The sequence below is a fragment of the Morganella morganii H1r genome, assembly GCF_000633515.1.
Taxonomy (GTDB): Bacteria; Pseudomonadota; Gammaproteobacteria; order Enterobacterales; family Enterobacteriaceae; genus Morganella; species Morganella morganii_B.
In genome coordinates this window covers 1-25,090 of record NZ_AYMP01000036.1, presented here as the reverse complement: position 1 = coordinate 25,090, position 25,090 = coordinate 1, and the positions used below count along the sequence as shown (strand labels likewise).

Annotated in this window: 43 protein-coding genes and 1 pseudogene; 38 read left to right on the top strand and 6 right to left on the bottom strand. The window is 48.9% G+C overall.

Features of this window, described 5'->3' with window-relative positions:
* The 33 genes and pseudogenes from tuf to U868_RS0118920 all read left to right on the top strand — a co-directional run.
* Nucleotides 1-219 (top strand): annotated as a pseudogene (gene tuf / locus U868_RS0119075) (elongation factor Tu); the annotation flags it as partial.
* 141 nt (nt 220-360) lie between these two features.
* Nucleotides 361-552, top strand: a complete 192-nt coding sequence (gene bfd, locus U868_RS0119070) for a bacterioferritin-associated ferredoxin (protein WP_004238636.1) — start codon at nt 361-363, stop codon at nt 550-552.
* Nucleotides 553-668: 116 nt separating this feature from the next.
* On the top strand, nt 669-1,151 hold the full coding sequence (gene bfr, locus U868_RS0119065) for a bacterioferritin (RefSeq protein ID WP_004238635.1): 483 nt from the start codon (nt 669-671) through the stop codon (nt 1,149-1,151).
* Nucleotides 1,152-1,490: 339 nt separating this feature from the next.
* On the top strand, nt 1,491-1,802 hold the full coding sequence (gene rpsJ / locus U868_RS0119055) for a 30S ribosomal protein S10 (protein ID WP_001181005.1): 312 nt from the start codon (nt 1,491-1,493) through the stop codon (nt 1,800-1,802).
* Nucleotides 1,803-1,833: 31 nt separating this feature from the next.
* A complete protein-coding gene (gene rplC, locus U868_RS0119050) occupies nt 1,834-2,463 on the top strand; it encodes a 50S ribosomal protein L3 (RefSeq protein ID WP_004238634.1) in 630 nt (209 codons plus the stop codon).
* 16 nt (nt 2,464-2,479) lie between these two features.
* A complete protein-coding gene (rplD, locus tag U868_RS0119045) occupies nt 2,480-3,085 on the top strand; it encodes a 50S ribosomal protein L4 (RefSeq protein ID WP_024474937.1) in 606 nt (201 codons plus the stop codon).
* Entirely contained in the window at nt 3,082-3,384 is a 303-nt protein-coding gene (gene rplW, locus U868_RS0119040) for a 50S ribosomal protein L23 (protein ID WP_004238631.1), read from the top strand. The genes rplD and rplW overlap by 4 nt, the downstream gene beginning before the upstream one ends.
* A gap of 19 nt (nt 3,385-3,403) precedes the next feature.
* Nucleotides 3,404-4,228: a 50S ribosomal protein L2 gene (gene rplB / locus U868_RS0119035; protein WP_004238630.1), complete on the top strand. Its 825-nt coding sequence runs from the start codon at nt 3,404-3,406 to the stop codon at nt 4,226-4,228.
* A gap of 14 nt (nt 4,229-4,242) precedes the next feature.
* On the top strand, nt 4,243-4,521 hold the full coding sequence (gene rpsS, locus U868_RS0119030) for a 30S ribosomal protein S19 (protein WP_015422335.1): 279 nt from the start codon (nt 4,243-4,245) through the stop codon (nt 4,519-4,521).
* A gap of 14 nt (nt 4,522-4,535) precedes the next feature.
* On the top strand, nt 4,536-4,868 hold the full coding sequence (rplV, locus tag U868_RS0119025; protein ID WP_004238627.1) for a 50S ribosomal protein L22: 333 nt from the start codon (nt 4,536-4,538) through the stop codon (nt 4,866-4,868).
* A gap of 16 nt (nt 4,869-4,884) precedes the next feature.
* The gene (gene rpsC / locus U868_RS0119020) at nt 4,885-5,586 is read left to right on the top strand and encodes a 30S ribosomal protein S3 (RefSeq protein WP_004238626.1); all 702 of its coding nucleotides are present in this window, start codon (nt 4,885-4,887) and stop codon (nt 5,584-5,586) included.
* A gap of 14 nt (nt 5,587-5,600) precedes the next feature.
* Nucleotides 5,601-6,011 (top strand): 50S ribosomal protein L16, encoded by a 411-nt coding sequence (gene rplP / locus U868_RS0119015; protein WP_004238625.1) that lies wholly within the window; start codon nt 5,601-5,603, stop codon nt 6,009-6,011.
* The gene (gene rpmC, locus U868_RS0119010; protein ID WP_004238624.1) at nt 6,011-6,202 is read left to right on the top strand and encodes a 50S ribosomal protein L29; all 192 of its coding nucleotides are present in this window, start codon (nt 6,011-6,013) and stop codon (nt 6,200-6,202) included. Before rplP ends, rpmC begins: the two co-directional genes overlap by 1 nt.
* Nucleotides 6,202-6,456: a 30S ribosomal protein S17 gene (gene rpsQ, locus U868_RS0119005; protein WP_015422334.1), complete on the top strand. Its 255-nt coding sequence runs from the start codon at nt 6,202-6,204 to the stop codon at nt 6,454-6,456. The genes rpmC and rpsQ overlap by 1 nt, the downstream gene beginning before the upstream one ends.
* 175 nt (nt 6,457-6,631) lie before the next feature.
* A complete protein-coding gene (gene rplN, locus U868_RS0119000) occupies nt 6,632-7,003 on the top strand; it encodes a 50S ribosomal protein L14 (RefSeq protein WP_015422333.1) in 372 nt (123 codons plus the stop codon).
* An 11-nt stretch (nt 7,004-7,014) separates the two neighbouring features.
* Nucleotides 7,015-7,329: a 50S ribosomal protein L24 gene (gene rplX / locus U868_RS0118995; RefSeq protein WP_004238623.1), complete on the top strand. Its 315-nt coding sequence runs from the start codon at nt 7,015-7,017 to the stop codon at nt 7,327-7,329.
* 15 nt (nt 7,330-7,344) lie between these two features.
* Complete coding sequence (gene rplE, locus U868_RS0118990; RefSeq protein WP_004238621.1) at nt 7,345-7,884, top strand: 50S ribosomal protein L5; 540 nt, start codon at nt 7,345-7,347, stop codon at nt 7,882-7,884.
* A 12-nt stretch (nt 7,885-7,896) separates the two neighbouring features.
* The gene (gene rpsN, locus U868_RS0118985) at nt 7,897-8,202 is read left to right on the top strand and encodes a 30S ribosomal protein S14 (RefSeq protein ID WP_004238619.1); all 306 of its coding nucleotides are present in this window, start codon (nt 7,897-7,899) and stop codon (nt 8,200-8,202) included.
* A gap of 34 nt (nt 8,203-8,236) precedes the next feature.
* On the top strand, nt 8,237-8,629 hold the full coding sequence (gene rpsH, locus U868_RS0118980; RefSeq protein WP_004242248.1) for a 30S ribosomal protein S8: 393 nt from the start codon (nt 8,237-8,239) through the stop codon (nt 8,627-8,629).
* Nucleotides 8,630-8,643: 14 nt separating this feature from the next.
* Entirely contained in the window at nt 8,644-9,177 is a 534-nt protein-coding gene (gene rplF / locus U868_RS0118975; protein WP_025154666.1) for a 50S ribosomal protein L6, read from the top strand.
* Nucleotides 9,178-9,186: 9 nt separating this feature from the next.
* On the top strand, nt 9,187-9,540 hold the full coding sequence (gene rplR / locus U868_RS0118970) for a 50S ribosomal protein L18 (RefSeq protein WP_025154665.1): 354 nt from the start codon (nt 9,187-9,189) through the stop codon (nt 9,538-9,540).
* A 14-nt stretch (nt 9,541-9,554) separates the two neighbouring features.
* Entirely contained in the window at nt 9,555-10,055 is a 501-nt protein-coding gene (gene rpsE, locus U868_RS0118965; protein WP_004238615.1) for a 30S ribosomal protein S5, read from the top strand.
* 6 nt (nt 10,056-10,061) lie between these two features.
* Complete coding sequence (gene rpmD / locus U868_RS24745) at nt 10,062-10,241, top strand: 50S ribosomal protein L30 (protein WP_004238614.1); 180 nt, start codon at nt 10,062-10,064, stop codon at nt 10,239-10,241.
* A 3-nt stretch (nt 10,242-10,244) separates the two neighbouring features.
* Nucleotides 10,245-10,679, top strand: coding sequence for a 50S ribosomal protein L15 (gene rplO / locus U868_RS0118960; protein WP_004242249.1), 435 nt, complete (start codon nt 10,245-10,247; stop codon nt 10,677-10,679).
* A 7-nt stretch (nt 10,680-10,686) separates the two neighbouring features.
* Nucleotides 10,687-12,018, top strand: a complete 1,332-nt coding sequence (gene secY, locus U868_RS0118955; RefSeq protein WP_025154664.1) for a preprotein translocase subunit SecY — start codon at nt 10,687-10,689, stop codon at nt 12,016-12,018.
* Nucleotides 12,019-12,051: 33 nt separating this feature from the next.
* Complete coding sequence (gene rpmJ, locus U868_RS24740) at nt 12,052-12,168, top strand: 50S ribosomal protein L36 (RefSeq protein ID WP_015422332.1); 117 nt, start codon at nt 12,052-12,054, stop codon at nt 12,166-12,168.
* 144 nt (nt 12,169-12,312) lie between these two features.
* The gene (rpsM, locus tag U868_RS0118950) at nt 12,313-12,669 is read left to right on the top strand and encodes a 30S ribosomal protein S13 (RefSeq protein ID WP_004242250.1); all 357 of its coding nucleotides are present in this window, start codon (nt 12,313-12,315) and stop codon (nt 12,667-12,669) included.
* A 15-nt stretch (nt 12,670-12,684) separates the two neighbouring features.
* Nucleotides 12,685-13,074, top strand: coding sequence for a 30S ribosomal protein S11 (gene rpsK, locus U868_RS0118945; RefSeq protein ID WP_003863312.1), 390 nt, complete (start codon nt 12,685-12,687; stop codon nt 13,072-13,074).
* A gap of 37 nt (nt 13,075-13,111) precedes the next feature.
* On the top strand, nt 13,112-13,732 hold the full coding sequence (gene rpsD, locus U868_RS0118940; protein ID WP_015422331.1) for a 30S ribosomal protein S4: 621 nt from the start codon (nt 13,112-13,114) through the stop codon (nt 13,730-13,732).
* A 25-nt stretch (nt 13,733-13,757) separates the two neighbouring features.
* On the top strand, nt 13,758-14,747 hold the full coding sequence (locus U868_RS0118935) for a DNA-directed RNA polymerase subunit alpha (protein ID WP_004238609.1): 990 nt from the start codon (nt 13,758-13,760) through the stop codon (nt 14,745-14,747).
* A gap of 37 nt (nt 14,748-14,784) precedes the next feature.
* The gene (gene rplQ, locus U868_RS0118930; RefSeq protein ID WP_015422330.1) at nt 14,785-15,171 is read left to right on the top strand and encodes a 50S ribosomal protein L17; all 387 of its coding nucleotides are present in this window, start codon (nt 14,785-14,787) and stop codon (nt 15,169-15,171) included.
* A gap of 164 nt (nt 15,172-15,335) precedes the next feature.
* Nucleotides 15,336-15,782 (top strand): Zn(2+)-responsive transcriptional regulator, encoded by a 447-nt coding sequence (gene zntR / locus U868_RS0118925; RefSeq protein WP_025154663.1) that lies wholly within the window; start codon nt 15,336-15,338, stop codon nt 15,780-15,782.
* Between the two features lie 10 nt (nt 15,783-15,792).
* Nucleotides 15,793-15,993, top strand: a complete 201-nt coding sequence (locus U868_RS0118920) for an alternative ribosome-rescue factor A (RefSeq protein ID WP_025154662.1) — start codon at nt 15,793-15,795, stop codon at nt 15,991-15,993.
* 4 nt (nt 15,994-15,997) lie between these two features.
* On the opposite strand, the gene mscL is transcribed toward U868_RS0118920, so the two are convergent.
* The 5 genes from mscL to def all read right to left on the bottom strand — a co-directional run bounded on the left by mscL (nt 15,998) and on the right by def (nt 20,808).
* Nucleotides 15,998-16,405 (bottom strand): large-conductance mechanosensitive channel protein MscL, encoded by a 408-nt coding sequence (mscL, locus tag U868_RS0118915; RefSeq protein WP_025154661.1) that lies wholly within the window; start codon nt 16,403-16,405, stop codon nt 15,998-16,000.
* A gap of 86 nt (nt 16,406-16,491) precedes the next feature.
* On the bottom strand, nt 16,492-17,868 hold the full coding sequence (gene trkA / locus U868_RS0118910; RefSeq protein ID WP_025154660.1) for a Trk system potassium transporter TrkA: 1,377 nt from the start codon (nt 17,866-17,868) through the stop codon (nt 16,492-16,494).
* A 24-nt stretch (nt 17,869-17,892) separates the two neighbouring features.
* Nucleotides 17,893-19,185 carry a 16S rRNA (cytosine(967)-C(5))-methyltransferase RsmB gene (gene rsmB / locus U868_RS0118905; protein WP_025154659.1) on the bottom strand — a complete coding sequence of 431 codons (1,293 nt, stop codon included), beginning with the start codon at nt 19,183-19,185 and terminating at the stop codon, nt 17,893-17,895.
* Between the two features lie 81 nt (nt 19,186-19,266).
* Complete coding sequence (gene fmt, locus U868_RS0118900) at nt 19,267-20,211, bottom strand: methionyl-tRNA formyltransferase (protein ID WP_025154658.1); 945 nt, start codon at nt 20,209-20,211, stop codon at nt 19,267-19,269.
* A gap of 87 nt (nt 20,212-20,298) precedes the next feature.
* Nucleotides 20,299-20,808: a peptide deformylase gene (def, locus tag U868_RS0118890; protein WP_025154657.1), complete on the bottom strand. Its 510-nt coding sequence runs from the start codon at nt 20,806-20,808 to the stop codon at nt 20,299-20,301.
* A gap of 130 nt (nt 20,809-20,938) precedes the next feature.
* On the opposite strand from def, the gene dprA reads away from it, so the two are divergent.
* Genes dprA through U868_RS0118865 form a run of 5 tightly spaced genes read left to right on the top strand, consistent with a single transcriptional unit; the run spans nt 20,939 to nt 24,281 of the window.
* Entirely contained in the window at nt 20,939-22,045 is a 1,107-nt protein-coding gene (dprA, locus tag U868_RS0118885) for a DNA-processing protein DprA (protein WP_025154656.1), read from the top strand.
* Nucleotides 22,046-22,072: 27 nt separating this feature from the next.
* Nucleotides 22,073-22,618 carry a DNA topoisomerase family protein gene (locus tag U868_RS0118880; protein ID WP_025154655.1) on the top strand — a complete coding sequence of 182 codons (546 nt, stop codon included), beginning with the start codon at nt 22,073-22,075 and terminating at the stop codon, nt 22,616-22,618.
* On the top strand, nt 22,608-23,180 hold the full coding sequence (gene tsaC, locus U868_RS0118875) for an L-threonylcarbamoyladenylate synthase type 1 TsaC (RefSeq protein ID WP_025154654.1): 573 nt from the start codon (nt 22,608-22,610) through the stop codon (nt 23,178-23,180). Before U868_RS0118880 ends, tsaC begins: the two co-directional genes overlap by 11 nt.
* A gap of 22 nt (nt 23,181-23,202) precedes the next feature.
* Nucleotides 23,203-24,021, top strand: a complete 819-nt coding sequence (gene aroE, locus U868_RS0118870; RefSeq protein WP_025154653.1) for a shikimate dehydrogenase — start codon at nt 23,203-23,205, stop codon at nt 24,019-24,021.
* Nucleotides 24,018-24,281 carry a DUF1488 domain-containing protein gene (locus U868_RS0118865; protein WP_025154652.1) on the top strand — a complete coding sequence of 88 codons (264 nt, stop codon included), beginning with the start codon at nt 24,018-24,020 and terminating at the stop codon, nt 24,279-24,281. The genes aroE and U868_RS0118865 overlap by 4 nt, the downstream gene beginning before the upstream one ends.
* On the opposite strand, the gene U868_RS0118860 is transcribed toward U868_RS0118865, so the two are convergent.
* Nucleotides 24,257-24,802: a gamma carbonic anhydrase family protein gene (locus tag U868_RS0118860; RefSeq protein ID WP_025154651.1), complete on the bottom strand. Its 546-nt coding sequence runs from the start codon at nt 24,800-24,802 to the stop codon at nt 24,257-24,259. The genes U868_RS0118865 and U868_RS0118860 overlap by 25 nt on opposite strands.
* Nucleotides 24,803-25,090 lie beyond the last annotated feature (288 nt).

Genomic DNA, 25,090 nt, shown 5'->3' with positions numbered 1-25,090 from the left:
TTCTTCAAAGGCTACCGTCCACAGTTCTACTTCCGTACCACAGACGTAACAGGTATGATCGAACTGCCGGAAGGCGTTGAAATGGTAATGCCGGGCGACAACATCAAAATGATCGTCACCCTGATCCACCCAATCGCGATGGACGATGGTCTGCGTTTCGCAATCCGTGAAGGCGGCCGTACCGTTGGCGCGGGTGTTGTAGCGAAAGTAATGGGTTAATTCCCCGCTGATTATTAAAAAGAGAGCTGCGGCTCTCTTTTTTTATGTCTCTCTTCCGGCAGCGGCTGACAAAATTTACATAATCGCAATTGTAATAATACTGATTATCATTTACTCTTTACCGCAGTCAGGAGGAATGATATGTACGTATGTTTGTGTAATGCCATCAGTGATAAAGCCATCCGGAATGCCGTGCGTCAGAATAAGGTTCATTCCATCGGTGAACTGCGTAAAATTATCCCTGTCGGCACTGAATGCGGCAAATGTATCCGCCACGCCAAAGCCGTTATTGCAGAAGAGCATATGTCTGTCCCGGTTGACCGCGTCGCCTGAATCTTCTCTCTGAAACCCGCCGGAATTTTGAACTGTATCGCTATTTTGTCACTGTAATCACTCCGTGAATTATTTCCTGTGTCTATACTGAACAGACAGGAAACAAAGGAGGGTACATGAAAGGCGATAAAAAAATGATCTCGCATCTGAACAAATTGCTGGGAAATGAACTGGTTGCCATTAACCAGTATTTTCTGCATGCCCGTATGTTCAAAAACTGGGGTCTGATTAAACTCAACAACAAAGAATATGAAGAATCCATTGATGAGATGAAACACGCGGATGAATACATTGAGCGTATCTTATTTCTGGAAGGGATCCCGAACCTTCAGGATCTCGGCAAACTTCATATCGGCGAAGATGTGGAAGAAATGCTGAAGTCTGACCTTCAGCTGGAACTGGACGGCGCCAAAGATTTACGCGAAGCCATTGCCTATGCCGATTCCAAACATGATTATGTCAGCCGTGATTTAATGATAAAAATTCTGGCGGAAGAGGAATCTCACATCGACTGGCTGGAAACCCAGCTGGATCTGATAGCCCGTGTGGGCCTGCAAAATTATCAGCAGGCTCAGATGGCGGACGCAGACACAGAATAAAGAACAGAGAAATAATCACTGAAGTAAGCAATGTGCAGAACCGCCGACAGGGAAACCCGCGGCGGTTTTTTCTTTTCTGATTTTTTGTCATGGCGCCGGAGATAATTTGCACAAATCCCGGTTTGCGGCTTGCTTTCAGGGCTCATTCACGTATAATGCGCGGGCTTGCCAATTGTGCAAGCCTGGTTGATACCAGCATTGGACAGTCTGCTTTTTCGCTGTTCATGAAAATATCCCCGATATGGGGATTACATCGAGAACGATTACACTCCCCCGTCAATCGAAATGGGTGCGAGGAGTAATTTTTTACGTTTATAAAATAGTTGGAGCTCTGGTCTCATGCAGAACCAAAGAATCCGTATCCGCCTTAAAGCTTTTGATCATCGTCTGATCGATCAATCAACTGCGGAAATCGTAGAGACTGCTAAGCGCACTGGTGCGCAAGTTCGTGGTCCTATCCCGCTGCCGACCCGTAAAGAGCGTTTTACCGTTCTGATCTCTCCGCACGTCAACAAAGATGCGCGCGATCAGTACGAAATTCGCACTCACAAACGTCTGGTTGACATCGTTGAGCCAACTGAAAAAACCGTTGATGCTCTGATGCGTCTGGATCTGGCTGCCGGCGTTGACGTGCAGATCAGCCTGGGTTAATCAGGTATCAATTGATTGAGAGGTTGAAACAATGATTGGTTTAGTCGGTAAAAAAGTGGGTATGACCCGCATCTTCACTGAAGAAGGTGTGTCAATCCCTGTTACTGTTATCGAAATCGAAAATAACCGCGTTACTCAGGTTAAATCTGACGAAACGGACGGTTATCGTGCTATTCAGGTTACCACTGGCAGCAAAAAAGCTAACCGCGTGAACAAACCTGAAGCAGGACATTTCGCAAAAGCTGGTGTTGAAGCTGGTCGCCTGTTACGTGAATTTCGCCTGTCAGAAGGTGAAGAGTTCACTGTTGGCCAGAACATCAGTGTTGAAATTTTCGCTGACGTTAAGAAAGTTGACGTTACTGGTACATCTAAAGGTAAGGGCTTCGCCGGTACTGTAAAGCGCTGGAACTTCCGTACTCAGGATGCTACTCACGGTAACTCCTTGTCTCACCGTGTTCCGGGTTCTATCGGTCAGAACCAGACTCCGGGTAAGGTATTTAAAGGCAAGAAAATGGCAGGTCAGCTGGGTAACGAACGTGTAACCGTTCAGAGCCTGGATGTCGTTCGCGTTGACGCTGAGCGTAACCTGCTGCTGGTAAAAGGTGCTGTCCCGGGTGCAACCGGTAGCAACCTGATTGTTAAACCAGCTGTCAAGGCTTAACGTCGAGGAGATAGGAATGGAATTGGTAATGAAAGACGCGCAAAGCGCGCTGACTGTTTCCGAAACTACCTTCGGGCGTGATTTCAATGAAGCGCTTGTCCATCAAGTAGTTGTTGCGTATGCAGCTGGTGCTCGTCAAGGTACACGTGCTCAGAAAACTCGTGCTGAAGTTACTGGGTCTGGTAAAAAACCATGGCGCCAAAAAGGTACTGGTCGTGCCCGCTCTGGTTCAGTTAAGAGCCCAATCTGGCGCTCTGGTGGTATCACTTTCGCAGCGAAACCACAGGACCACAGTCAAAAAGTTAACAAAAAGATGTACCGCGGCGCGCTGAAAAGCATCCTGTCCGAACTGGTACGTCAGGATCGTCTGATCATTGTCGAAAAATTTGCTGTAGAAGCACCTAAAACCAAGCTGCTGGTACAGAAATTGAAAGATATGGCTCTGGAAGACGTGATGATCGTCACTCACGAAGTTGATGAGAACCTGTTCTTAGCAGCTCGCAACCTGTACAAGGTTGATGTGCGTGATGTCACTGCAATCGATCCGGTCAGTCTGATCGCGTTCGGTAAAGTAGTGATGACTGCTGAAGCAGTTAAGCAAGTTGAGGAGATGCTGGCATGATCCGTGAAGAACGTCTGCTGAAAGTACTGCGCGCGCCGCATGTATCTGAAAAAGCGTCTACCGCGATGGAAAAAACAAATACCATCGTGCTCAAAGTTGCTAAAGACGCGACTAAAGCTGAAATCAAAGCTGCAGTTGAAAAACTGTTCGAAGTCAAAGTTGAAGGTGTTAACACTCTGCTGGTTAAAGGCAAAGTGAAGCGCCACGGTCAGCGTTTCGGTCGTCGTAGCGACTGGAAAAAAGCTTACGTCACCCTGCAGGAAGGCCAGAATCTGGACTTCGTCGGCGGCGCTGAGTAAGTCGGAGGAGTAAAGAACAATGGCAATTGTTAAATGTAAACCTACGTCTCCGGGCCGTCGCCACGTCGTTAAAGTGGTTAACCCTGAGCTTCACAAGGGCAAACCTTACGCACCACTGCTTGAGAAAAACAACAAGTCTGGTGGTCGTAACAACAATGGCCGTATCACTACCCGTCATATTGGTGGTGGTCACAAGCAAAATTACCGTATTGTTGACTTTAAACGTAACAAAGACGGTATCCCGGCTGTTGTAGAACGTCTGGAATATGATCCAAACCGTTCAGCAAATATTGCTCTGGTATTATACAAAGACGGTGAACGCCGTTACATCCTGGCGCCTAAAGGCCTGAAAGCTGGTGATCAAATCCAGTCTGGTGTTGATGCTGCAATCAAAGCGGGTAACGCTCTGCCAATGCGCAACATCCCGGTTGGTTCTACTGTTCATAACGTAGAAATGAAACCAGGTAAAGGCGGCCAGCTGGCACGTTCTGCCGGTACTTACGTTCAGATCGTTGCGCGCGATGGTGCTTATGTCACTATTCGTCTGCGTTCCGGTGAAATGCGTAAAGTTCCTTCAGACTGTCGCGCGACTTTAGGTGAAGTGGGTAACGCTGAACACATGCTGCGCGTTCTGGGTAAAGCCGGTGCAAGCCGCTGGCGTGGTATTCGCCCTACCGTTCGCGGTACTGCGATGAACCCGGTAGACCATCCACATGGTGGTGGTGAAGGTCGTAACTTTGGTAAACACCCTGTAACACCTTGGGGCGTTCAGACCAAAGGTAAGAAGACTCGTAAAAACAAACGCACTGAACACTTCATCGTTCATCGTCGTACTAAGAAATAATTAGAGGATAAGCCATGCCACGTTCTCTCAAGAAAGGTCCTTTTATTGACCTGCACTTGCTGAAGAAGGTAGAGAAAGCGGTGGAAAGCGGTGACAAAAAGCCTGTTAAGACTTGGTCCCGTCGTTCAACGATCTTTCCTAACATGATCGGTTTGACCATCGCTGTCCATAATGGTCGTCAGCATGTTCCGGTTTACGTTACCGACGAAATGGTTGGTCACAAACTGGGTGAATTCGCGCCGACCCGTACTTATCGCGGCCATGCGGCTGATAAAAAAGCCAAAAAGAAATAAGGTAGGAGGAAGAGATGGAAACTATTGCTATGCATCGCCACGCTCGTTCTTCTGCTCAGAAGGTTCGCCTGGTGGCTGACCTGATCCGCGGTAAGAAAGTGTCGCAAGCTCTGGAAATTTTAACCTTTACCAACAAGAAAGCTGCTGGTTTAGTGAAGAAAGTCCTGGAGTCTGCTATTGCTAACGCAGAACACAACGATGGCGCTGACATCGATGATCTGAAAGTAGCGAAAATTTTCGTTGACGACGGCCCAACCATGAAGCGCATCATGCCTCGTGCCAAAGGTCGTGCAGATCGTATTCTTAAGCGCACCAGCCACATCACTGTGGTTGTGTCCGATCGCTGATACCTGGAGACTAGCAATGGGTCAGAAAGTAAATCCAAATGGTATTCGCCTGGGTATTGTTAAACCTTGGAACTCTACCTGGTTTGCGAACACCAAAGAATTCGCTGACAACCTGGACAGCGACTTTAAAGTACGTAAGTACTTAACTAAAGAACTGGAAAAAGCGTCAGTTTCACGCATCGTTATCGAGCGTCCTGCTAAGAGCATCCGTGTGACTATTCACACTGCGCGTCCTGGCATCGTGATCGGTAAGAAAGGTGAAGACGTTGAAAAACTGCGCAAAAGCGTTTCAGATATCGCTGGCGTTCCTGCGCAGATCAATATTGCCGAAGTACGTAAACCTGAACTGGACGCAAAATTAGTTGCTGACAGCATCACTTCACAGCTGGAACGTCGTGTTATGTTCCGTCGTGCTATGAAGCGTGCGGTACAGAATGCTATGCGTTTAGGCGCTAAAGGTATCAAAGTCGAAGTCAGCGGCCGTTTAGGCGGTGCTGAAATCGCACGTACTGAGTGGTATCGCGAAGGCCGTGTGCCTCTGCATACCCTGCGTGCAGACATCGATTACAACACCTCTGAAGCTCAGACTACTTATGGTGTTATCGGTGTTAAAGTGTGGATCTTCAAAGGTGAGATTCTGGGTGGCATGGCTGCAGTTGAACAGGCGGAAAAACCGGCTGCTCAACCTAAAAAACAGCAGCGTAAAGGCCGTAAGTAAAGGAGAGTCGCTGAATGTTACAACCAAAGCGTACAAAATTCCGTAAAGTGCATAAAGGCCGTAACCGCGGTCTGGCAGCAGGCGCGGATGTGAGCTTCGGCACTTATGGTCTGAAAGCTGTTGGCCGTGGTCGTCTGACCGCACGTCAGATCGAAGCAGCACGTCGTGCTATGACCCGTGCAGTTAAGCGTCAGGGTAAAATCTGGATCCGTGTGTTCCCGGACAAACCTATCACTGAAAAGCCTCTTGAAGTGCGTATGGGTAAAGGTAAAGGTAACGTGGAGTATTGGGTTGCCTTAATCCAGCCGGGTAAAGTCCTGTATGAAATGGACGGCGTATCGGAAGAGCTTGCTCGTGAAGCATTCAAGCTGGCAGCAGCTAAACTGCCTATCAAAACCACCTTTGTAACTAAGACGGTGATGTAATGAAAGCGAAAGAGCTGCGCGAAAAAAGCGTTGAAGAGCTGAACACTGAGCTGCTGAACCTGCTGCGCGAACAATTTAACCTGCGTATGCAAGCGGCAAGCGGCCAGTTACAACAGTCTCATCTGTTAAAACAAGTGCGTCGTAATATTGCACGTGTTAAGACTTTATTGACTGAGAAGGCGGGTGCGTAATGACCGATAAAATCCGTACTCTGCAAGGTCGTGTTGTTAGTGACAAAATGGAGAAATCCATCGTTGTGACTATCGAGCGTATGGTGAAACACCCTCTGTATGGTAAGTTCATCCGTCGTACGACTAAACTGCACGTACATGACGAGAACAATGAATGTGGTATCGGTGACGTGGTAGAAATCCGCGAAACCCGTCCACTGTCTAAGACTAAGTCCTGGACCCTGGTTCGCGTCGTAGAGAAAGCGGTACTGTAACAGCACTGCTTTCTGATATAGAATAAACGGCTCGGCTTTAGGGCCGTTTATTTTTTTCTGTCCATAACGAAGATGTGGTGTTATAATGCCGCGCCCTCGTAATATGGGTATTTGGACGGCCTCTCTTTTTAGTAAGAGTGGCTCAGTAGTAGTTGACATTTAGCGGAGCACTAAAATGATCCAAGAACAGACTATGCTGAACGTGGCCGATAACTCCGGTGCACGTCGCGTAATGTGTATCAAGGTTCTAGGTGGCTCGCACCGTCGCTACGCAGCTGTAGGCGACATTATCAAAATTACCATCAAGGAAGCAATTCCGCGCGGTAAAGTAAAAAAAGGTGATGTTCTGAAGGCAGTAGTGGTGCGCACCAAGAAGGGTGTACGTCGCCCTGACGGTTCTGTCATTCGCTTCGATAGCAACGCTTGTGTATTGTTAAACAATAACAGCGAGCAGGTTATCGGTACGCGTATTTTTGGGCCGGTAACTCGTGAACTTCGTAACGAGAAGTTTATGAAAATTATCTCACTGGCACCTGAAGTACTCTAAGGAGCGGAACTATGGCAGCGAAAATCCGTCGTGATGACGAAATTATCGTGCTGACCGGCAAAGATAAAGGTAAGCGCGGTAAAGTAAAACAGGTTCTTTCTTCTGGTAAAGTTATCGTTGAAGGTATCAATCTGGTTAAGAAACATCAGAAGCCGGTTCCGGCCCTGAACCAACCAGGTGGCATCGTTGAAAAAGAAGCTGCAATTCAGGTTTCTAACGTTGCAATCTTCAATGCGGCAACCGGCAAGGCTGACCGTGTAGGTTTTAGATTCGAAGACGGCAAAAAAGTCCGTTTCTTCAAATCTAACAGCGAAACTATCAAGTAATTTTTGGAGTATACGATGGCGAAACTGCATGATTACTACAAAGACGAAGTAGTTAAACAACTGATGACTCAGTTTAACTACAATTCTGTCATGCAAGTCCCTCGGGTCGAGAAGATCACCCTGAATATGGGTGTTGGTGAAGCAATTGCTGATAAAAAACTGCTGGATAACGCAGCAGCTGACTTAGCAGCAATCTCTGGTCAGAAACCATTGATCACCAAAGCACGCAAATCTGTTGCAGGCTTCAAAATCCGCCAGGGCTATCCAATCGGCTGTAAAGTAACTCTGCGTGGCGAACGCATGTGGGAGTTCTTTGAGCGACTGATTTCTATTGCTGTACCACGTATTCGTGACTTCCGTGGCTTGTCCGCTAAGTCTTTCGATGGTCGCGGTAACTACAGCATGGGCGTACGTGAACAAATCATCTTCCCTGAAATCGATTACGATAAAGTGGATCGTGTTCGTGGTCTTGATATTACTATCACTACCACCGCGAAATCTGATGATGAAGGTCGCGCACTGTTATCAGCGTTTAACTTCCCGTTTCGCAAGTAAGGCAGGGTATTCATGGCTAAGAAATCTATGAAAGCACGTGATGTAAAACGTGCAAAATTAGCTGAGAAATTCTTCGCAAAACGCGCAGAACTGAAAGCTACCATCTCCGATGTCAACGCATCAGATGACGATCGTTGGGATGCTGTTCTGAAGCTTCAATCTCTGCCACGTGATTCCAGTCCTTCCCGTCAGCGTAACCGTTGCCGCCAAACCGGGCGTCCACACGGTTTTCTGCGGAAGTTTGGCTTAAGCCGTATTAAAGTCCGTGAAGCCGCTATGCGCGGTGAAATCCCGGGCCTTAAGAAAGCTAGCTGGTAATTGTCACCATATTGAATCACGGGAGTAAAGACAGATGAGCATGCAAGATCCCATCGCGGATATGCTGACCCGTATCCGTAACGGTCAGGCCGCGAACAAAGTTGCGGTCACCATGCCTTCCTCCAAGCTGAAAGTGGCGATTGCCAACGTGCTGAAGGAAGAAGGTTATATTGAAGATTTTAAAATCGAAGGCGACATCAAGCCGGAACTGGAACTGACGCTTAAGTATTTCCAGGGTAAGGCTGTTGTAGAAAGTATCCAGCGCGTAAGCCGCCCAAGTCTGCGTATTTATAAGCGCAAAGACGAACTGCCACAAGTTATGGCAGGTCTGGGTATCGCAGTTGTTTCTACATCTAAAGGTGTAATGACTGATCGTGCAGCTCGCCAGGCTGGTCTTGGTGGCGAGATTCTCTGCTACGTAGCATAATTCGGGAGGAAAGAATGTCTCGTGTGGCAAAAGCACCCGTCGTCATTCCTGCCGGCGTAGAGGTAAAACTCAACGGTCAGGTTATTTCGATTAAGGGTAAAAACGGCGAGCTGAGCCGTAATATCCACAACGCTGTAGAAGTTAAACATGCAGACAACCAGTTAACCTTTGGTCCGCGTGACGGTTTTACCGACGCATGGGCACAGGCTGGTACAACTCGTGCATTGGTTAACGCTATGGTTGTTGGTGTTACCGAAGGCTTCTCTAAGAAGCTGCAACTGGTAGGTGTTGGTTATCGTGCAGCCGTTAAAGGTGATGTGGTAAACCTGTCTGTAGGTTTCTCTCACCCGGTAGAGCACAAACTGCCGGCTGGCGTTACTGCTGAATGTCCGACCCAAACTGAAATCGTACTGAAAGGTGCTGATAAGCAGGTTATTGGTCAGATCGCAGCAGACTTACGCGCCTATCGTCGCCCTGAACCTTACAAAGGTAAAGGTATTCGCTACGCCGACGAAGTCGTGCGTATTAAAGAGGCTAAGAAGAAGTAAGGTAACACTATGGATAAGAAAGCAGCTCGTATCCGTCGTGCGACCCGCGCACGCCGCAAGCTTATGGAACTGGGTGCAACCCGCCTGGTGGTACATCGTACCCCTCGCCATATCTATGCGCAGGTTATTGCACCAAACGGTTCTGAAACGTTGGTGGCCGCTTCTACTGTTGAAAAAGCTATCAGCGAACAAGTTAAATACACCGGAAACAAAGATGCCGCAGTTGCAGTAGGTAAAGCTATTGCTGAGCGCGCACTGGAAAAAGGAATCAAAGCAGTATCCTTTGACCGTTCAGGTTTCCAATATCATGGTCGAGTCCAGGCACTGGCAGATGCTGCCCGTGAAGCTGGCCTACAGTTCTAAGGTAGAGGTGTAAGATGGCACACATCGAAAAACAGGCTGGCGAACTGCAGGAAAAGCTGATCGCGGTAAACCGCGTATCTAAAACCGTTAAAGGTGGTCGTATCTTTAGCTTCACCGCACTGACTGTAGTGGGTGATGGCAATGGCCGCGTTGGTTTTGGTTACGGTAAAGCACGCGAAGTTCCGGCAGCAATCCAGAAAGCGATGGAAAAAGCCCGTCGCAACATGAAAACCGTTGCACTTAACAACGGCACATTATTCCACCCAGTGAAAGGCACACACACCGGTTCCCGCGTGTTTATGCAGCCTGCTCACGAAGGTACCGGTATTATCGCCGGTGGTGCAATGCGTGCTGTTCTTGAAGTTGCCGGTGTTCGTAACGTCCTGGCTAAAACTTATGGTTCCACGAACCCAATTAACGTTGTTCGTGCAACACTGGATGCTTTAGACAGCATGAAGTCTCCGGAAATGGTTGCAGCTAAGCGTGGTAAATCCGTCGAAGAAATTCTGGGGTAATGGACCATGGCTAAGACAATTAAAATTACACAAACCCGCAGCTCAATCGGCCGTCTGCCAAAACATAAGGCAACTCTGGTCGGTTTAGGTCTGCGTCATATTGGCCACACTGTAGAACGCGAAGATACACCAGCGGTTCGTGGTATGGTTAATCGTATTTCCTATATGGTTAAAGTTGAGGAGTAACAGATGCAATTAAATACTCTGTCTCCGGCAGCAGGTGCTAAACACGCACCGAAACGTGTAGGTCGTGGTATTGGTTCCGGTCTCGGTAAAACTGCAGGTCGTGGTCACAAAGGTCAGAGCTCTCGTTCTGGCGGTGGCGTACGTCGTGGGTTTGAAGGTGGCCAGATGCCTTTATATCGTCGTCTGCCAAAATTCGGCTTTACTTCACGTAAAGCGATGGTCACTGCTGAGATCCGTTTATCTGATCTGCAGCTGATCGAAGGCGATGTTATCGATCTTAATGTATTGAAAGCCGCAAACGTTATTGGTCCACAGATTGAGTACGCGAAAGTGTTCCTGTCTGGTGAACTGACTCGTGCAGTTACTGTACGCGGCCTGCGTGTTACTAAAGGCGCTCGTGCTGTTATCGAAGCTGCTGGCGGTAAAATCGAGGAATAAGTAACAGATGGCAAAGCAACCAGGTACAGATTTCCAAAGTGCTAAAGGCGGAATAGGTGAGTTAAAGCGTCGTTTACTGTTTGTGCTCGGCGCACTGATTGTTTTCCGTATTGGCTCTTTCATTCCTATCCCTGGTATTGATGCCACTGTTCTTGCGAAATTGCTCGAGCAACAACAAGGCACCATCATTGAGATGTTTAACATGTTCTCTGGTGGTGCGTTGAGTCGTGCTTCAATCTTTGCGCTGGGTATCATGCCGTACATTTCGGCATCGATTATTATCCAGTTGCTGAGCGTGGTGAATCCGCGCCTGGCGGAGATTAAGAAAGAAGGGGAAGCTGGTCGTCGTAAGATTAGCCAGTACACCCGGTATAGTACGTTAGTCCTCGGTATATTCCAATCCGTTGGTATCGCGATGGGCTTACCGAATATGCCTGGTATGCAGGGTCTGGTTATTAACCCCGGCTTTGCATTCTACTTCACGGCTGTTGTGAGTTTGGTGACAGGGACTATGTTCCTGATGTGGCTGGGTGAGCAGATTACTGAACGCGGTATCGGTAACGGTATTTCGATCATTATCTTCGCCGGTATTGTTGCGGGTCTTCCGTCAGCAATTGGTCATACCATCGAGCAAGCTCGTCAAGGCGAACTGCACTTCCTCCTGTTGCTATTGGTTGCAGTCTTGGTATTTGCGGTTACTTGCTTTGTTGTCTTTATGGAGCGTGGTCAGCGTCGTATCGTCGTTAACTATGCCAAACGTCAGCAAGGCCGCCGTGTTTACGCGGCACAAAGTACACACTTACCGTTGAAAGTGAATATGGCGGGTGTAATTCCTGCGATTTTCGCTTCCAGTATTATCCTGTTCCCTGGTACAATTGCATCTTGGTTCGGTGATGGTACTGGTTGGGATTGGCTGACGACAATTTCTATGTATCTGCAGCCAGGCCAGCCGCTCTATGTGTTACTTTATGCCTCTGCAATCATATTCTTCTGTTTCTTCTATACCGCACTGGTATTTAATCCAAGAGAAACAGCAGATAACCTGAAGAAGTCCGGTGCATTTGTACCAGGAATTCGTCCGGGAGAGCAAACGGCCAAGTACATCGATAAAGTAATGACCCGTTTAACTTTAGTTGGCGCGTTATACATTACCTTTATCTGCCTAATCCCGGAGTTCATGCGTGACGCAATGAAAGTACCTTTCTACTTTGGTGGTACTTCCCTCTTAATCGTGGTTGTGGTCATCATGGACTTTATGGCTCAAGTGCAAACTCTGATGATGTCAAGTCAGTACGAGTCTGCATTGAAAAAAGCAAACCTCAAAGGTTATAACCGTTAATTCGGTTTGCTTTAGAAGTTACGGAGAGTAAAAATGAAAGTTCGTGCTTCCGTCAAGAAATTATGCCGTAACTGCAAAATCGTTAAGCGTCACGGTGTCGTGCGCGTGATTTGCAGTGCTGAGCCTAAGCATAAACAGCGCCAAGGCTAATAAAAAGCATATTTTTCTTGCAAAGTTGGATTGAGCTGGCTAAATTAGCCAGCCAATCTTTTTATAAACGTGGTTCTACTGTTTGAGTATCCTGAAAACGGGCTTTTCAGATCAGTATTACCCCAAAATTTTTAGGAGTGCATAGTGGCCCGTATAGCAGGCATTAACATTCCTGATCATAAACATGCTGTTATTGCATTAACTGCAATTTTCGGCATCGGCTTAACCCGTTCACAGGCTATCTGTAAAGCAACGGGTATTGCTGAAGATGTTAAGATCAGTGAGCTGTCTGAAGAGCAAATCGACCAACTGCGTGACGAAGTTGCTAAATACGTTGTAGAAGGTGACCTGCGCCGTGAAGTGACCCTCAGCATCAAACGTCTTATGGACATTGGTTGCTATCGTGGTTTACGCCATCGTCGTGGTCTTCCGGTACGCGGTCAGCGTACGAAGACTAACGCACGTACCCGTAAGGGTCCGCGTAAGCCGATCAAGAAATAATCGGGGAATCTTATAATGGCAAAAGCACCTGTTCGTGCACGTAAGCGTGTAAGAAAACAAGTCTCTGACGGTGTGGCTCATATCCATGCTTCTTTCAACAACACAATCGTTACCATCACTGACCGTCAGGGTAACGCATTAGGTTGGGCAACTGCCGGTGGTTCCGGTTTCCGTGGTTCTCGTAAATCAACTCCATTCGCAGCACAGGTTGCAGCAGAACGTTGCGCAGAGGCTGTGAAAGAGTACGGTATTAAGAATCTGGAAGTTATGGTTAAAGGACCTGGTCCTGGCCGTGAGTCAACCGTTCGCGCATTAAACGCGGCTGGTTTCCGCATCACTAACATTACTGATGTGACTCCGATCCCTCATAACGGTTGTCGTCCTCCGAAAAAACGTCGCGTTTAATCGCCCTCACGTTTTTTAGGATAGTTGGAGAAAGAAAATGGCTAGATATTTGGGTCCGAAGCTCAAGCTGAGCCGTCGCGAAGGAACAGACCTCTTCCTGAAGTCTGGTGTTCGCGCGATTGACACCAAGTGTAAATTAGATCAAGCACCAGGCCAGCACGGCGCCCGTAAACCGCGTCTGTCTGATTATGGTGTTCAGTTACGTGAAAAACAAAAAGTTCGTCGTATGTACGGCGTACTGGAACGTCAGTTCCGTAACTACTATAAAGAAGCAACCCGCCTGAAAGGCAACACCGGTGAAAACCTGCTGTCTCTGCTGGAAGGTCGTTTAGACAACGTTATTTATCGTATGGGCTTTGGCGCAACCCGCGCAGAAGCACGTCAGATCGTCAGCCACAAAGCTGTCATGGTAAATGGCCGTGTTGTAAACATTGCTTCTTATCAGGTTTCCCCTAACGACGTAATCAGCATTCGTGAAAAAGCGAAAAAACAGTCTCGTATTAAGGCTGCTTTAGAGCTGGCTGAGCAGCGTGAAAAACCAACTTGGTTGGAAGTTGATGCTGCGAAAATGGAAGGTGTGTTCAAACGTATTCCTGAGCGTACTGACCTTTCTGCTGATATTAACGAGCACCTGATCGTCGAGCTTTACTCTAAGTAAGGCTTAGCACCAAAGAGAGGACACAATGCAGGGTTCTGTGACAGAGTTTCTTAAACCGCGCCTGGTTGATATCGAGCAAATCAGTTCGACGCACGCCAAGGTGACCCTTGAACCATTAGAGCGTGGCTTTGGCCATACTCTGGGTAACGCACTGCGCCGTATTCTGCTTTCGTCTATGCCGGGTTGTGCGGTAACTGAGGTTGAGATTGATGGTGTACTCCATGAGTACAGCACTAAAGAAGGTGTACAGGAAGATATCCTGGAAATTCTGCTCAACCTGAAAGGGCTGGCGGTAAAACTTCAGGGGAAAGATGAAGTCATCTTAACTCTGAATAAATCTGGCATTGGCCCTGTGACTGCAGCCGACATCATCCATGACGGTGATGTTGAAATCGTCAAGCCGGAGCATGTAATTTGCCATCTCACTGACGAAGGCGCATCTATTAATATGCGCATCAAAGTTCAGCGTGGTCGTGGTTATGTTCCGGCTTCTGCCCGAATTCATTCGGAAGAAGATGAGCGCCCAATCGGTCGTCTGTTAGTAGACGCGTGCTACAGCCCAGTTGAGCGTATTGCTTACAATGTTGAAGCAGCACGTGTTGAGCAGCGTACCGATTTGGATAAATTGGTTATCGAAATGGAAACCAACGGCACGATTGATCCAGAAGAATCAATTCGTCGTGCGGCAACCATTCTGGCCGAACAACTGGAAGCTTTCGTTGACTTACGTGATGTTCGTCAGCCGGAAGTGAAAGAAGAAAAACCAGAATTCGATCCGATTTTACTGCGCCCAGTAGACGATCTCGAATTGACTGTCCGCTCTGCTAACTGTCTCAAGGCAGAAGCAATCCACTACATCGGTGATCTGGTACAGCGTACAGAAGTTGAGTTGCTCAAAACGCCTAACCTTGGTAAGAAATCACTTACTGAAATTAAGGACGTTCTGGCATCTCGTGGCTTATCTCTGGGCATGCGTCTGGAAAATTGGCCGCCGGCAAGTATTGCTGACGAATAAGATCACAGGTTAAGGTTTTACTGAGAAGGATAAGGTCATGCGCCATCGTATGAGTGGTCGTCAATTGAACCGCAACAGCAGCCATCGCCAAGCTATGTTTCGTAACATGGCCGGTTCTTTAGTTCGTCACGAAATTATCAAGACGACTTTGCCTAAGGCAAAAGAACTGCGTCGCGTTGTTGAGCCGTTGATTACCCTGGCTAAAACGGATAGCGTTGCTAACCGTCGTTTAGCATTCGCCCGTACTCGTGATAACGAAATCGTGGCAAAACTGTTCAACGAGCTGGGACCACGTTTCGCTCAGCGTGCAGGTGGTTACACCCGCATTCTGAAATGTGGTTTCCGTGCTGGTGACAATGCTCCAATGGCTTACATTGAGCTTGTTGACCGCGCTGAATCCCAGACTGAAGCAGCAGCAGAGTAATCTGTTACTGCGTAAAAAAACCGGGTTTTTTACCCGGTTTTTTTATTTCTGCTAATCCTGCTCTTGAAGTTATTCCTCTTACCCCCATATCCCTGTCAATGACATACAACATTTTACTATTCTGATATGATGGCTTCAGGCCAGATGATGTCAGGAGGTTGCCGATGTACCGAATTGGTCAGTTAGCAAAACTTGCAGAAGTGACACCGGACACGATCCGCTTTTATGAAAAACAGGGCATGATGGATCATCAGACCCGGACGGATGGCGGCTATCGTTTGTATACTGAGCAGGATCTGCACCGGCTGCGTTTTATCCGCTATGCAAAACAATTAGGGTTTACCCTGGAAGCGATCACCGAACTGCTATCGATCCGGGTTGATCCTGAACATCATACCTGCCGTGAATCAAAGCAAATTGTGGATGACCGGCTGAAAGATGTGGAAATAAAGTTAGTTGAAATGCAGAGAATGCGGGATTCCCTGAAAATGCTGAGTGATGCCTGTTGCGGAACGGCACATGTCAGTTCACAATGCACTATCCTGGAAATCCTTGAACAGGGAGCGACAGAGCCCTGTGGTTGTTCACAAAAAGAGAGTAAGCATAATTAATGAGGTTACTATGACAAAATATGCTCACAAGCGCGGCGTAATACAAGATAACGCCCTCGAAGCACTGTTATCCGATCCGCTTTTCCGGCAGAGAGTAGAAAAAAATAAGAAAGGTAAAGGGAGTTACAACCGGAAAGAAAAACACAATAAGGCAGGTTACCGGGAGGCCAGTAGTAAGCGATTAGATAATCTTTTACTACTGGCCTTTTAGTTTATTATTTCTTTTGTTCTTTTAATAAATCACGGATTTCAGTCAGTAATGTTTCTTCTGCTGATGGTGCCGGTGGCGCAGCGGGAGCTTCGGCCTGTTCGCGGCGTAATTTATTCAGCATTTTGATGGCAATGAAGATAGCAAATGCGACGATAACGAAATCAAAGACGGTTTGCAGGAATACACCATAGTTCAGTACAACAGCAGGCACATCTCCGCTGGCTTCCCGCAGTACAACGGCAAATTGCTTGAAGTCGATTCCGCCGATCAGTAAACCGAGTGGTGGCATGATGACATCAGCAACTAATGAGGACACAATTTTGCCGAATGCCGCACCGATAATGATACCGACAGCCATATCAACGACATTGCCGCGCATTGCAAATTCACGAAACTCTTTTATGAAGCTCATACCCTTTTCCTTACCAAAAATGTTAATAAGTTGTCATTCTCAAGTATAAATCAATAGTATTTACTATCAAAATATTAAGCACTTATTTATAAGAAGAACGGACTTGGCTGGAAGAGCTTCTCTACCTCGGGTACGTGGCGTTTGTCAGTAATGAACAGCACGACATGGTCTCCCTGTTCAATACTGTGCTCGTCATTGGCAATAATTACCTGCTCATCTCTGACAATCGCGCCAATAATCGTACCCGGCGGCAGCTTAATATCGGCAATTTTGCGTCCGACGACTTTTGAGGTGTTTTCATCGCCATGTGCAATTGCTTCAATGGCTTCCGCAACACCACGGCGCAGCGAGGACACACTGACAATATCTGCTTTGCGTACATGACCGAGTAATGCAGAGATGGTGGCCTGTTGCGGGGAGATAGCGATATCAATCACACCGCCCTGAACCAGATCCACATAGGCACTGCGCTGGATAAGCACCATGGCTTTTTTGGCCCCCATACGCTTGGCAAGCATCGCGGACATAATATTGGCTTCGTCATCGTTGGTCAGGGCAATAAAGACATCAACCTGCTCAATATGTTCTTCTGCTAATAATTCCTGGTCGGATGCATCTCCGTAAAAAACAATGGTGTCATGCAGCAGCTCTGCGAGATCGGTTGCCCGGTTGGCGTTGTGCTCGATCAGTTTGACGTTATAGTCTTTCTCGATACTCAGTGCCAGACCGGCACCGACGTTCCCGCCGCCGACAATCATGATCCGTTTATACGGTTTTTCCAGCCGCTGTAATTCACTCATTACCGCACGGATATGCTCAGATGCGGCAACAAAGAACACTTCATCACCGGCTTCAATAATGGTTGAACCCTGCGGACGAATCGGTCTGTCCTGACGGAAGATAGCCACAACCCGTGTTTCAATATGCGGCATATGCTCGCGCAGGCTGGAAAGGGCGTTGCCGACCAGCGAACCGCCGTAATAGGCTTTAACGGCAACAATACTGACACGGCCTTCGGCAAAATTCACAACCTGAAGGGCGCCGGGATACTGGATCAGTTTATAGATGCTGTCGATCACCAGCTGTTCCGGGGCGATCAGGTGATCGATCGGGATCGCTTCCGGTAAAAATAATTTATCAGCTTCCCGGACATATTCTGAGGATCGGATACGGGCGATCTTATTCGGCGTATTGAACAGGGTGTATGCAACCTGGCAGGCGATCATATTGGTTTCATCGGAGTTGGTCACTGCGACGAGCATATCCGCATCTTCCGCACCGGCTTCCCGCAGTACCCGCGGATGAGAGCCGGCTCCGTTTATTACCCGGAGATCGAATTTATCCTGTAACTGACGCAGCCTGTCCGGGTTGGTATCCACAACAGTAATATCGTTGTTTTCATCCACTAAGTTTTCTGCCAGTGTGCCGCCGACCTGACCGGCACCGAGAATAATAATTTTCATATAAATGATCGTCCGGGTTGTTTATCAGGCAGGAAGTGCCTGTTTAACCAGTTTAGCGTAAAAAAATCCGTCTCCGCTCTGCGCATCCGGCAGCATCTGGTAGCCTGTTGCCGGTGTATCGGTTAATACAGCATCATGGTGCGAAGAGATAAAATTATTTATCTGATGAATATTTTCTTCCGGTAATACCGAGCAGGTTGCATAGACCAGTGTGCCGCCGGGCTTGAGATAAGGCCAGACAGCGTCCAGAATTTCCCGTTGCAGAGCAGCCAGCTCATTGATGTCATTATCACGGCGCAGCCATTTGATATCCGGATGACGGCGGATAACGCCGGTTGCGGAACAAGGTGCATCCAGTAAAATGCGATCGAATGTCTGTGATTCTGCCCACTGTTCCGGATAACGGCCGTCACCGGTTTTCACCACCGCGTTTTGTTTAAGCCGTTGTAAATTCTCATTAACCCGGGTTAAACGCTGTTTATCCACATCAACAGCCATGACATGAGCGCGGGGTGCTATCTCCAGAATATGGGTGGTTTTCCCGCCGGGTGCCGCGCACAAGTCTAAAATAGTCTCATCATTCTGCGGATCAAGCAGTAATGCACAGCCCTGCGCAGAACTGTCCTGCACGGTGACCCAGCCATCCGCAAACCCCGGCAGATCAGTGACCGGGCAGGGCGCTGCCAGACGCAGTGCATCGGGATATGCCGGATTATAAAAGGCTTCAATATCCTTTTCTGCCAGCAGCGCCTGGTATTCCTGAGCGGTGTGATGGTTACGGTTAACCCGCAGCCACATCGGCGGTTTTTCATTATTTGCCGTAATAACGGCTTCCCAGTTTTCAGGATATGCCGCCTGAATCCGTGACAGCAGCCATTTCGGATGCAGCCAGCGGCTTTCATTATTGGCAAAACGTTCGGACAGCACCTGCTCCTGACGCTGGAACTGACGCAGCACCCCGTTAATCAGCCCTTTCAGCTGCGGCTTTTTCAGTGCAACAGCACCGTCAACCGTTTCGGAGAGTGCGGCGTGTGCCGGGATCCGTGTATAACGGAGCTGATAAAAACCGACCAGAATCAGATAATGCAGTACCCGCTGCTTACCGGTCAGCGGTTTTGCCATCAGTTGCCGGCTGTACCATTCGAGCTCCGGCAGTACCCGCATCACACCAAAACATAATTCCTGCAGCAATGCTTTATCTTTCGGGCTGATATCCCGCTGATATTCAGGCAGAAGTACGCTGAGTGACTGTCCCTGATCCAGGACCTGGCTGATGATACGGGCAGCAATGCTGCGTAGGTTATAACTGTTTTTCATTGTGATTCCGGTATGCCGGCAAGCGATAAAGAGAAAGGGTGACCGGCATACCACGCAGGGAATGCCGGTTATGAAACAAAATTACAGTGAATTCCCCGGGGTAAACCATTCTTTGCGGGAATTCAGAATATCAGCGGCTGACATCGGCTTTTTCCCGGCAGGCTGTAACTGTGTGATATTCAGGATCCCTTCTGCAGTAGCAACCTGAATGCCGTTTTTATCCGCACGGATAACCGTTCCCGGCGCTGCAGAAGTCTCTTCCGCAATCGCATTGGCCTGCCAGACTTTCACCGGCTGCTCATCAATCACCATGTAGCTGATTGGCCACGGGTTGAAGGCACGGATACAGCGGTCTAACTGTGCGGCAGAAAGAGACCAGTCCAGCCGGGCTTCTTCTTTGCTCAGTTTTTCTGCGTAGGTGACCAGAGAGTCGTCCTGTTTTTCAGGGCGGAGCGCATTCTGACAGACCAGAGACAGTGTATGTAACAGTGCCTGCGGGCCGATACCGGCGAGTTTTTCATACAGGGATGCACTGGTATCTTCTGATGTGATATCACACTCAGCTTTATACAGCATATCACCGGTATCCAGACCGGCATCCATCTGCATGATGGTCACGCCGGTTTTGGCATCACCGGCCCACAACGCGCGCTGGATAGGTGCAGCACCACGCCATGCCGGTAACAGGGAACCGTGAACATTCAAACATCCCAGGCGCGGAATATCCAGTACCGCCTGCGGTAAAATCATCCCGTAGGCCACGACAATCATAATGTCCGCCTGCTGGTCACGTATCCACTGGTGATTTTCTTCTTTGCGCAGTGTGGATGGCTGGAAAACAGGAATATCGTGCTGTTGTGCCAGTTCTTTTACCGGGCCTGCGGTGATTTTTTTCCCGCGGCCGGCAGGGCGATCCGGCATGGTTAAGACGCCAACGACACTGTGCTCTGACTGAATCAGTGCACCGAGGTGGCGTGCGGCAAAATCAGGCGTTCCTGCAAAGATAATACGTAATGAATCTGACACGTTGCTTTCCTGTAAAAATAATAATGCCACAAACGATAACAGTGCCCGTGCGCTGCTGCGGTCTGTGGCAGATAAAGACTGCGGGTATTAAGACCGGGCTCTGAGTCTGTCCAGTTTTTCGACTTTCTGACGGATGCGCTGGCGTTTCATAGCGGAAAGGTAATCGACAAATAATTTGCCTTCCAGGTGATCCATTTCATGCTGGATACAAATTGCCAGCAGATCACCGGTTTCCAGCTCGAAAGGCTCGCCGTTATAGTCCAGCGCCCGGATTTTAACGTACTCAGCACGCGGCACAAATGCCCGCTGCTCAGGAATCGATAAACAACCTTCTTCGATTCCGGCTTCTCCGGATTTTTCCAGCAGTTCCGGGTTGATCAGCACCAGGCGTTCATTCCGCTCTTCTGACACATCAATCACGATAATGCGCTGGTGGATATCAACCTGAGTGGCTGCCAGACCAATACCTTCTTCGTCGTACATGGTTTCGAACATATCATCGACAATCTTCTGAATGCCGGCATCGACTTTTTCAACCGGCTTTGCAATCTTGCGAAGCCGCTCGTCGGGATAATGTAATACAGTTAATAACGCCATAGATTTTTTCGTGTTCTATCTAAAAAATGGATGGAAATTAATGTCTATTCTAGACAGTTATCAGCCTGATTGACAGTATTGCCCGCAGCGGACACCGCATTTTTATCACGGGCTCAGTCAGGATGGTGCAATGGATGAAAGGGAAATTTGGTTACGTCTGGCGTGTATCAGGCGGTTAAGTGCTCATCATGCTGTCAGTGCTGCCACTATACTGACAGAGACCTGCACACAGAAAAACGGTGAGATCTGCCGGCAGCTGCATCTGTGCGGACTCACACTGGTGCAGTGTCAGCAATTTATGAATGTGAATACATCCAGGCTGAAAACGGCACTGTTATGGGTTGATTCACCGGGTAACATGATATTGCCCCTGTCATCACCACACTATCCGTTTTTATTAAAGCAGATCTATTCACCCCCGCTTGTGCTTTTTGTGGCAGGGCAGTGTGAGGCGTTATCTGTCCCGCAGGTCAGTATGGTGGGCAGCCGTGCTGTTACCCATTATGGCGAAAAGTGGGCGGGCTGTTTTGCCCGGCATCTTGTGCAGCACAATCTGGTCATCACCAGCGGCCTGGCTGCGGGCGTGGACGGATGCTGCCATGAGGCGGCGCTGGCATCAGGCGGAAAGACAATTGCGGTATCCGGCAGCGGGTTATCTCATATTTATCCTGCAAAGCACCGGTCTCTGGCAGAGGAGATTACAGAAAATGGCGCACTTGTCTCTGAATATTTTCCGGATGTGCCGCCACTGGCCAAAAACTTTCCCCGCCGTAACAGGATAATCAGCGGGTTAAGCCGCCTGCTGATTGTGATTGAGGCCGGACGGCGCAGCGGGTCATTAATTACGGCACAATGCGCGCTGGAGCAGGGGCGGGATGTATTTACGTTACCGGCGGTGCTTGGTAATCCGGCGTATGAGGGTAATCACTGGCTGTTGCAGCAGGGCGCCTATATTGCGACAGCACCGGGAGATATCACGGATCATCTCGCGCTGGATATGCAGTGGCTGGCGCTGCCGCCGGTTCCGGAAGCACCGGAAGTGATTATCACCCCAGTACAGGAGGAACTGCCGTTTGCACATGTGCTGATTAATGTGGATGATGAACCGACACCGGCAGATGTCATTGCCGCGCGGTGTGAGCTGCCTGTCACGGAGGTGACAACACAACTGCTGCAGCTGGAGTTATCAGGTAAAATAGCCGTGGTCAGCGGGGGATATATCCGCCTGCATCACTGAACGGTATCGGCGTAAGGTAAAATTATCATGTCAAAATCAACGGCAGAATGCTGTCCGGAATGCGGCGGGGAGCTGGTTATCCGCAATGGTGCCCGCGGGCCTTTTTTCGGTTGTTCTGCTTACCCGGAATGTGATTATATCCGTCCGCTGAAAGCCGGTACTGACGGGCATATCATCAAAGTACTGGACGGGCAGTTGTGCCCGCAGTGCGGCGGGACGCTGGTACTGCGTCAGGGGCGCTACGGGATGTTTATCGGCTGCGGAAATTTTCCGGACTGTGAATATATTGCATCTATTGATTCACCGGATGAAACGACAGTGGCCTGTCCGCAGTGCCATGATGGTAAGTTACTCCAGCGTAAGTCACGGTTCGGTAAAGTTTTTTATGCCTGTAACCGCTATCCGGCCTGCCAGTTTTCACTGAACAGCAAACCGGTTGCCGGTGAGTGTCAGTGTTGCGGTTATCCGCTGCTGGTGGAAAAAAGGACATCAACAGGCGTAAGATTAAGTTGTGCGAGTAAAGCCTGCGCAAAACGACAAAAAGAACAGAATGAGAATAATGATGAATCATAATCACACCACAGCAAATTTCGACACAATCATAAAAGCACTGAATAACCACGAAGTTATCGCATATCCGACAGAAGCCGTTTTTGGCCTGGGTTGTGATCCGGACAGTGAGCAGGCCGTGATGGCGCTGCTGGATCTGAAACAGCGTCCGTGGGAAAAAGGGCTGATTCTGATCGCAGATAACTATGATCAGGTAAAACCTTATATTGATGATTCACGGCTGACAGATGAGCAGCGTGAAGCGATGTTTGCCTCCTGGCCGGGCCCGGTGACCTGGGTGATCCCGGCAAAACCCGCCACACCAAAATGGCTGACCGGCCGTTTTGACTCACTGGCTGTCCGCGTGACAGATCATCCGGTGGTCAAAGCATTATGTCTGGCATACGGTAAACCGGTGGTCTCCACCAGTGCGAACCTGAGCGGGCTGGAGCCGTGCCGGACAACTGATGAAGTCAATGCGCAGTTTAACGGGGGGATCCCGGTGGTTGACGGGCTGGTCGGCGGGCGGAAAAATCCGTCTGAGATCCGTGATGCACTGACAGGGCAGTTATACCGCCAGGGCTGACAGAACACCAAAAGGACCCGGAATGAAAAAATTTGCCGTTTTTGGCCATCCGATTGCACACAGTCAGTCACCTTTTATTCATCAGGAATTTGCCGGGCAGTTTGGTATTGAACTGAGTTATGAGCGGATCCTCTCTCCGCTCGACAGCTTTCGCGACAGTGTCTCTGCATTTTTTGCTGAGGGCGGGCTGGGAGCGAATGTCACACTGCCTTTTAAAGAGCAGGCGCATGCGCTGGCGGATGAGCTTAGTGAGCGGGCACAGCTCTGCGGTGCGGTAAATACCCTGTATCTGACAGAAGATAAACGGCTGGCAGGGGATAATACCGACGGCGAAGGGCTGGTGATTGATTTGCAGCGACTGATGTTTATCCGTCCCGGCGACAGTATTCTGCTGATTGGTGCAGGCGGCGCGGCCCGCGGCGCATTGTTGTCTCTGTTGCAGGCAGGTTGCGCTGTTACCGTTACCAACCGGACATTCAGCAAGGCACAGTCTCTGGCTGAGCGGTTTGCCGGTCACGGCAAAGTCAGTGTAATGCCGGTCAGTGAAACCGGAACAACCGGATTTTCACTGATAATCAATGCCACATCATCCGGGGTGGACGGCGCGGTTCCGCAGATCCCGCTGTCATTACTGAATCCGTCTGTTGCCTGTTACGATATGTTTTACCGTACCGGTCTGACACCTTTTCTGCAACTTGCCGCAGATAACGGTGTAACCCGGTATGCTGACGGGCTGGGTATGCTGGCAGGTCAGGCGGCTTTTGCATTCAGGTTATGGCATGGCGTATTGCCGGATATTGCACCGGTACTGACAAAACTCAAACAGAAGATGACATCATGAACCAGTCTATTCAGTTTCCGGATCGTGAATCACGGGACGATGACCGGGAGTGTATTGTCTTTCCGGTGATGATTAACGGCTTTTTATCGGATTGCCGCGTTTCCGCACAATACCTGCAATCCCGTTACGGAACGGATCCAGGAGAGGATATACTGTCACTCTTCCGCCGGAACCGCTGGGATCTGGAGGAAGAGTTTGCCGAATATATTGAAAAAGGTGAGGCGGACGAACCGCCTTACCGGTTGCCCTGTGACAGATAATTATTTTTCCACATAACATAGTTATTGGCTGAATATTTCAGCCCTTCATATTCTTCCGGTTTCAGCGGACGGACGGCTTTGGCAGGGCTGCCGAGATACAGGTAGCCGCTTTCCAGACGTTTACCGGGAGAAACCAGACTGCCGGCGCCGATAATTACATCATCCTCTACCACCACACCGTCCAGCAGAATTGAACCCATACCGACCAGAACACGGTTACCGATAGTGCAGCCGTGCAGCATTACTTTATGACCGACAGTAACATCCTCGCCGATAATCAGCGGGTGACCGGCCGGATTATCCGCTGTCTGGTGAGTGACATGTAATACGGAGCCGTCCTGAATATTGGTACGCTGACCAACCTGAATGTAATTGACATCTCCCCGGGCAACGACCAGCGGCCAGATACCGACATCGTCAGCCAGACGCACATCACCGATAATGACGGAAGAATCATCGATCATGACATTTTTACCGACAGAAGGGGTTAATGTCAGATAGGGACGGAGTTTATTCACAATAATTACCTCAGAATATAAATGTATTTTGGCGATCTTAATGAGAGAGTTTACCGGAGGCAATGCAACTTTCGGGCATAATTGCCGGAAAATACGACATGATGCTCAAAAGACAGACAGTTAATAAGAAAATTCAAAAAAAAGGTTGTGCAAAACGAAAAGCTCCCTATAATGCGCCACCACTGACACGGAACAACGCGATAACACGCGGTTCCGGCAGAAAGAGAAAAAGCGAAAAGTTGAAAAACAACGCTTGACTCGAAGGGGCTGAAAACGTAATATACGCAGCCT

Coding starts and splice junctions, on each gene's coding strand:
- U868_RS0118935 (WP_004238609.1), top strand. CDS start 13,758: ATGCAGGGTTCTGTGACAGAGTTTCTTAAACCGCGCCTGGTTGATATC.
- U868_RS0118865 (WP_025154652.1), top strand. CDS start 24,018: ATGAACCAGTCTATTCAGTTTCCGGATCGTGAATCACGGGACGATGAC.
- rplW (WP_004238631.1), top strand. CDS start 3,082: ATGATCCGTGAAGAACGTCTGCTGAAAGTACTGCGCGCGCCGCATGTA.
- rplX (WP_004238623.1), top strand. CDS start 7,015: ATGGCAGCGAAAATCCGTCGTGATGACGAAATTATCGTGCTGACCGGC.
- trkA (WP_025154660.1), bottom strand. CDS start 17,868: ATGAAAATTATTATTCTCGGTGCCGGTCAGGTCGGCGGCACACTGGCA.
- rplN (WP_015422333.1), top strand. CDS start 6,632: ATGATCCAAGAACAGACTATGCTGAACGTGGCCGATAACTCCGGTGCA.
- rplQ (WP_015422330.1), top strand. CDS start 14,785: ATGCGCCATCGTATGAGTGGTCGTCAATTGAACCGCAACAGCAGCCAT.
- rpmD (WP_004238614.1), top strand. CDS start 10,062: ATGGCTAAGACAATTAAAATTACACAAACCCGCAGCTCAATCGGCCGT.
- mscL (WP_025154661.1), bottom strand. CDS start 16,405: ATGAGCTTCATAAAAGAGTTTCGTGAATTTGCAATGCGCGGCAATGTC.
- rpmC (WP_004238624.1), top strand. CDS start 6,011: ATGAAAGCGAAAGAGCTGCGCGAAAAAAGCGTTGAAGAGCTGAACACT.
- rpsH (WP_004242248.1), top strand. CDS start 8,237: ATGAGCATGCAAGATCCCATCGCGGATATGCTGACCCGTATCCGTAAC.
- aroE (WP_025154653.1), top strand. CDS start 23,203: ATGAAAAAATTTGCCGTTTTTGGCCATCCGATTGCACACAGTCAGTCA.
- bfr (WP_004238635.1), top strand. CDS start 669: ATGAAAGGCGATAAAAAAATGATCTCGCATCTGAACAAATTGCTGGGA.
- rplE (WP_004238621.1), top strand. CDS start 7,345: ATGGCGAAACTGCATGATTACTACAAAGACGAAGTAGTTAAACAACTG.
- rplF (WP_025154666.1), top strand. CDS start 8,644: ATGTCTCGTGTGGCAAAAGCACCCGTCGTCATTCCTGCCGGCGTAGAG.
- rpsJ (WP_001181005.1), top strand. CDS start 1,491: ATGCAGAACCAAAGAATCCGTATCCGCCTTAAAGCTTTTGATCATCGT.
- rplB (WP_004238630.1), top strand. CDS start 3,404: ATGGCAATTGTTAAATGTAAACCTACGTCTCCGGGCCGTCGCCACGTC.
- U868_RS0118920 (WP_025154662.1), top strand. CDS start 15,793: ATGACAAAATATGCTCACAAGCGCGGCGTAATACAAGATAACGCCCTC.
- rpsN (WP_004238619.1), top strand. CDS start 7,897: ATGGCTAAGAAATCTATGAAAGCACGTGATGTAAAACGTGCAAAATTA.
- zntR (WP_025154663.1), top strand. CDS start 15,336: ATGTACCGAATTGGTCAGTTAGCAAAACTTGCAGAAGTGACACCGGAC.
- rpsE (WP_004238615.1), top strand. CDS start 9,555: ATGGCACACATCGAAAAACAGGCTGGCGAACTGCAGGAAAAGCTGATC.
- rpsC (WP_004238626.1), top strand. CDS start 4,885: ATGGGTCAGAAAGTAAATCCAAATGGTATTCGCCTGGGTATTGTTAAA.
- secY (WP_025154664.1), top strand. CDS start 10,687: ATGGCAAAGCAACCAGGTACAGATTTCCAAAGTGCTAAAGGCGGAATA.
- rpsS (WP_015422335.1), top strand. CDS start 4,243: ATGCCACGTTCTCTCAAGAAAGGTCCTTTTATTGACCTGCACTTGCTG.
- rpsD (WP_015422331.1), top strand. CDS start 13,112: ATGGCTAGATATTTGGGTCCGAAGCTCAAGCTGAGCCGTCGCGAAGGA.
- rpmJ (WP_015422332.1), top strand. CDS start 12,052: ATGAAAGTTCGTGCTTCCGTCAAGAAATTATGCCGTAACTGCAAAATC.
- rsmB (WP_025154659.1), bottom strand. CDS start 19,185: ATGAAAAACAGTTATAACCTACGCAGCATTGCTGCCCGTATCATCAGC.
- rplR (WP_025154665.1), top strand. CDS start 9,187: ATGGATAAGAAAGCAGCTCGTATCCGTCGTGCGACCCGCGCACGCCGC.
- rplC (WP_004238634.1), top strand. CDS start 1,834: ATGATTGGTTTAGTCGGTAAAAAAGTGGGTATGACCCGCATCTTCACT.
- tsaC (WP_025154654.1), top strand. CDS start 22,608: ATGAATCATAATCACACCACAGCAAATTTCGACACAATCATAAAAGCA.
- rplV (WP_004238627.1), top strand. CDS start 4,536: ATGGAAACTATTGCTATGCATCGCCACGCTCGTTCTTCTGCTCAGAAG.
- def (WP_025154657.1), bottom strand. CDS start 20,808: ATGGCGTTATTAACTGTATTACATTATCCCGACGAGCGGCTTCGCAAG.
- rpsK (WP_003863312.1), top strand. CDS start 12,685: ATGGCAAAAGCACCTGTTCGTGCACGTAAGCGTGTAAGAAAACAAGTC.
- rpsQ (WP_015422334.1), top strand. CDS start 6,202: ATGACCGATAAAATCCGTACTCTGCAAGGTCGTGTTGTTAGTGACAAA.
- U868_RS0118880 (WP_025154655.1), top strand. CDS start 22,073: ATGTCAAAATCAACGGCAGAATGCTGTCCGGAATGCGGCGGGGAGCTG.
- rplD (WP_024474937.1), top strand. CDS start 2,480: ATGGAATTGGTAATGAAAGACGCGCAAAGCGCGCTGACTGTTTCCGAA.
- dprA (WP_025154656.1), top strand. CDS start 20,939: ATGGATGAAAGGGAAATTTGGTTACGTCTGGCGTGTATCAGGCGGTTA.
- bfd (WP_004238636.1), top strand. CDS start 361: ATGTACGTATGTTTGTGTAATGCCATCAGTGATAAAGCCATCCGGAAT.
- rplO (WP_004242249.1), top strand. CDS start 10,245: ATGCAATTAAATACTCTGTCTCCGGCAGCAGGTGCTAAACACGCACCG.
- rplP (WP_004238625.1), top strand. CDS start 5,601: ATGTTACAACCAAAGCGTACAAAATTCCGTAAAGTGCATAAAGGCCGT.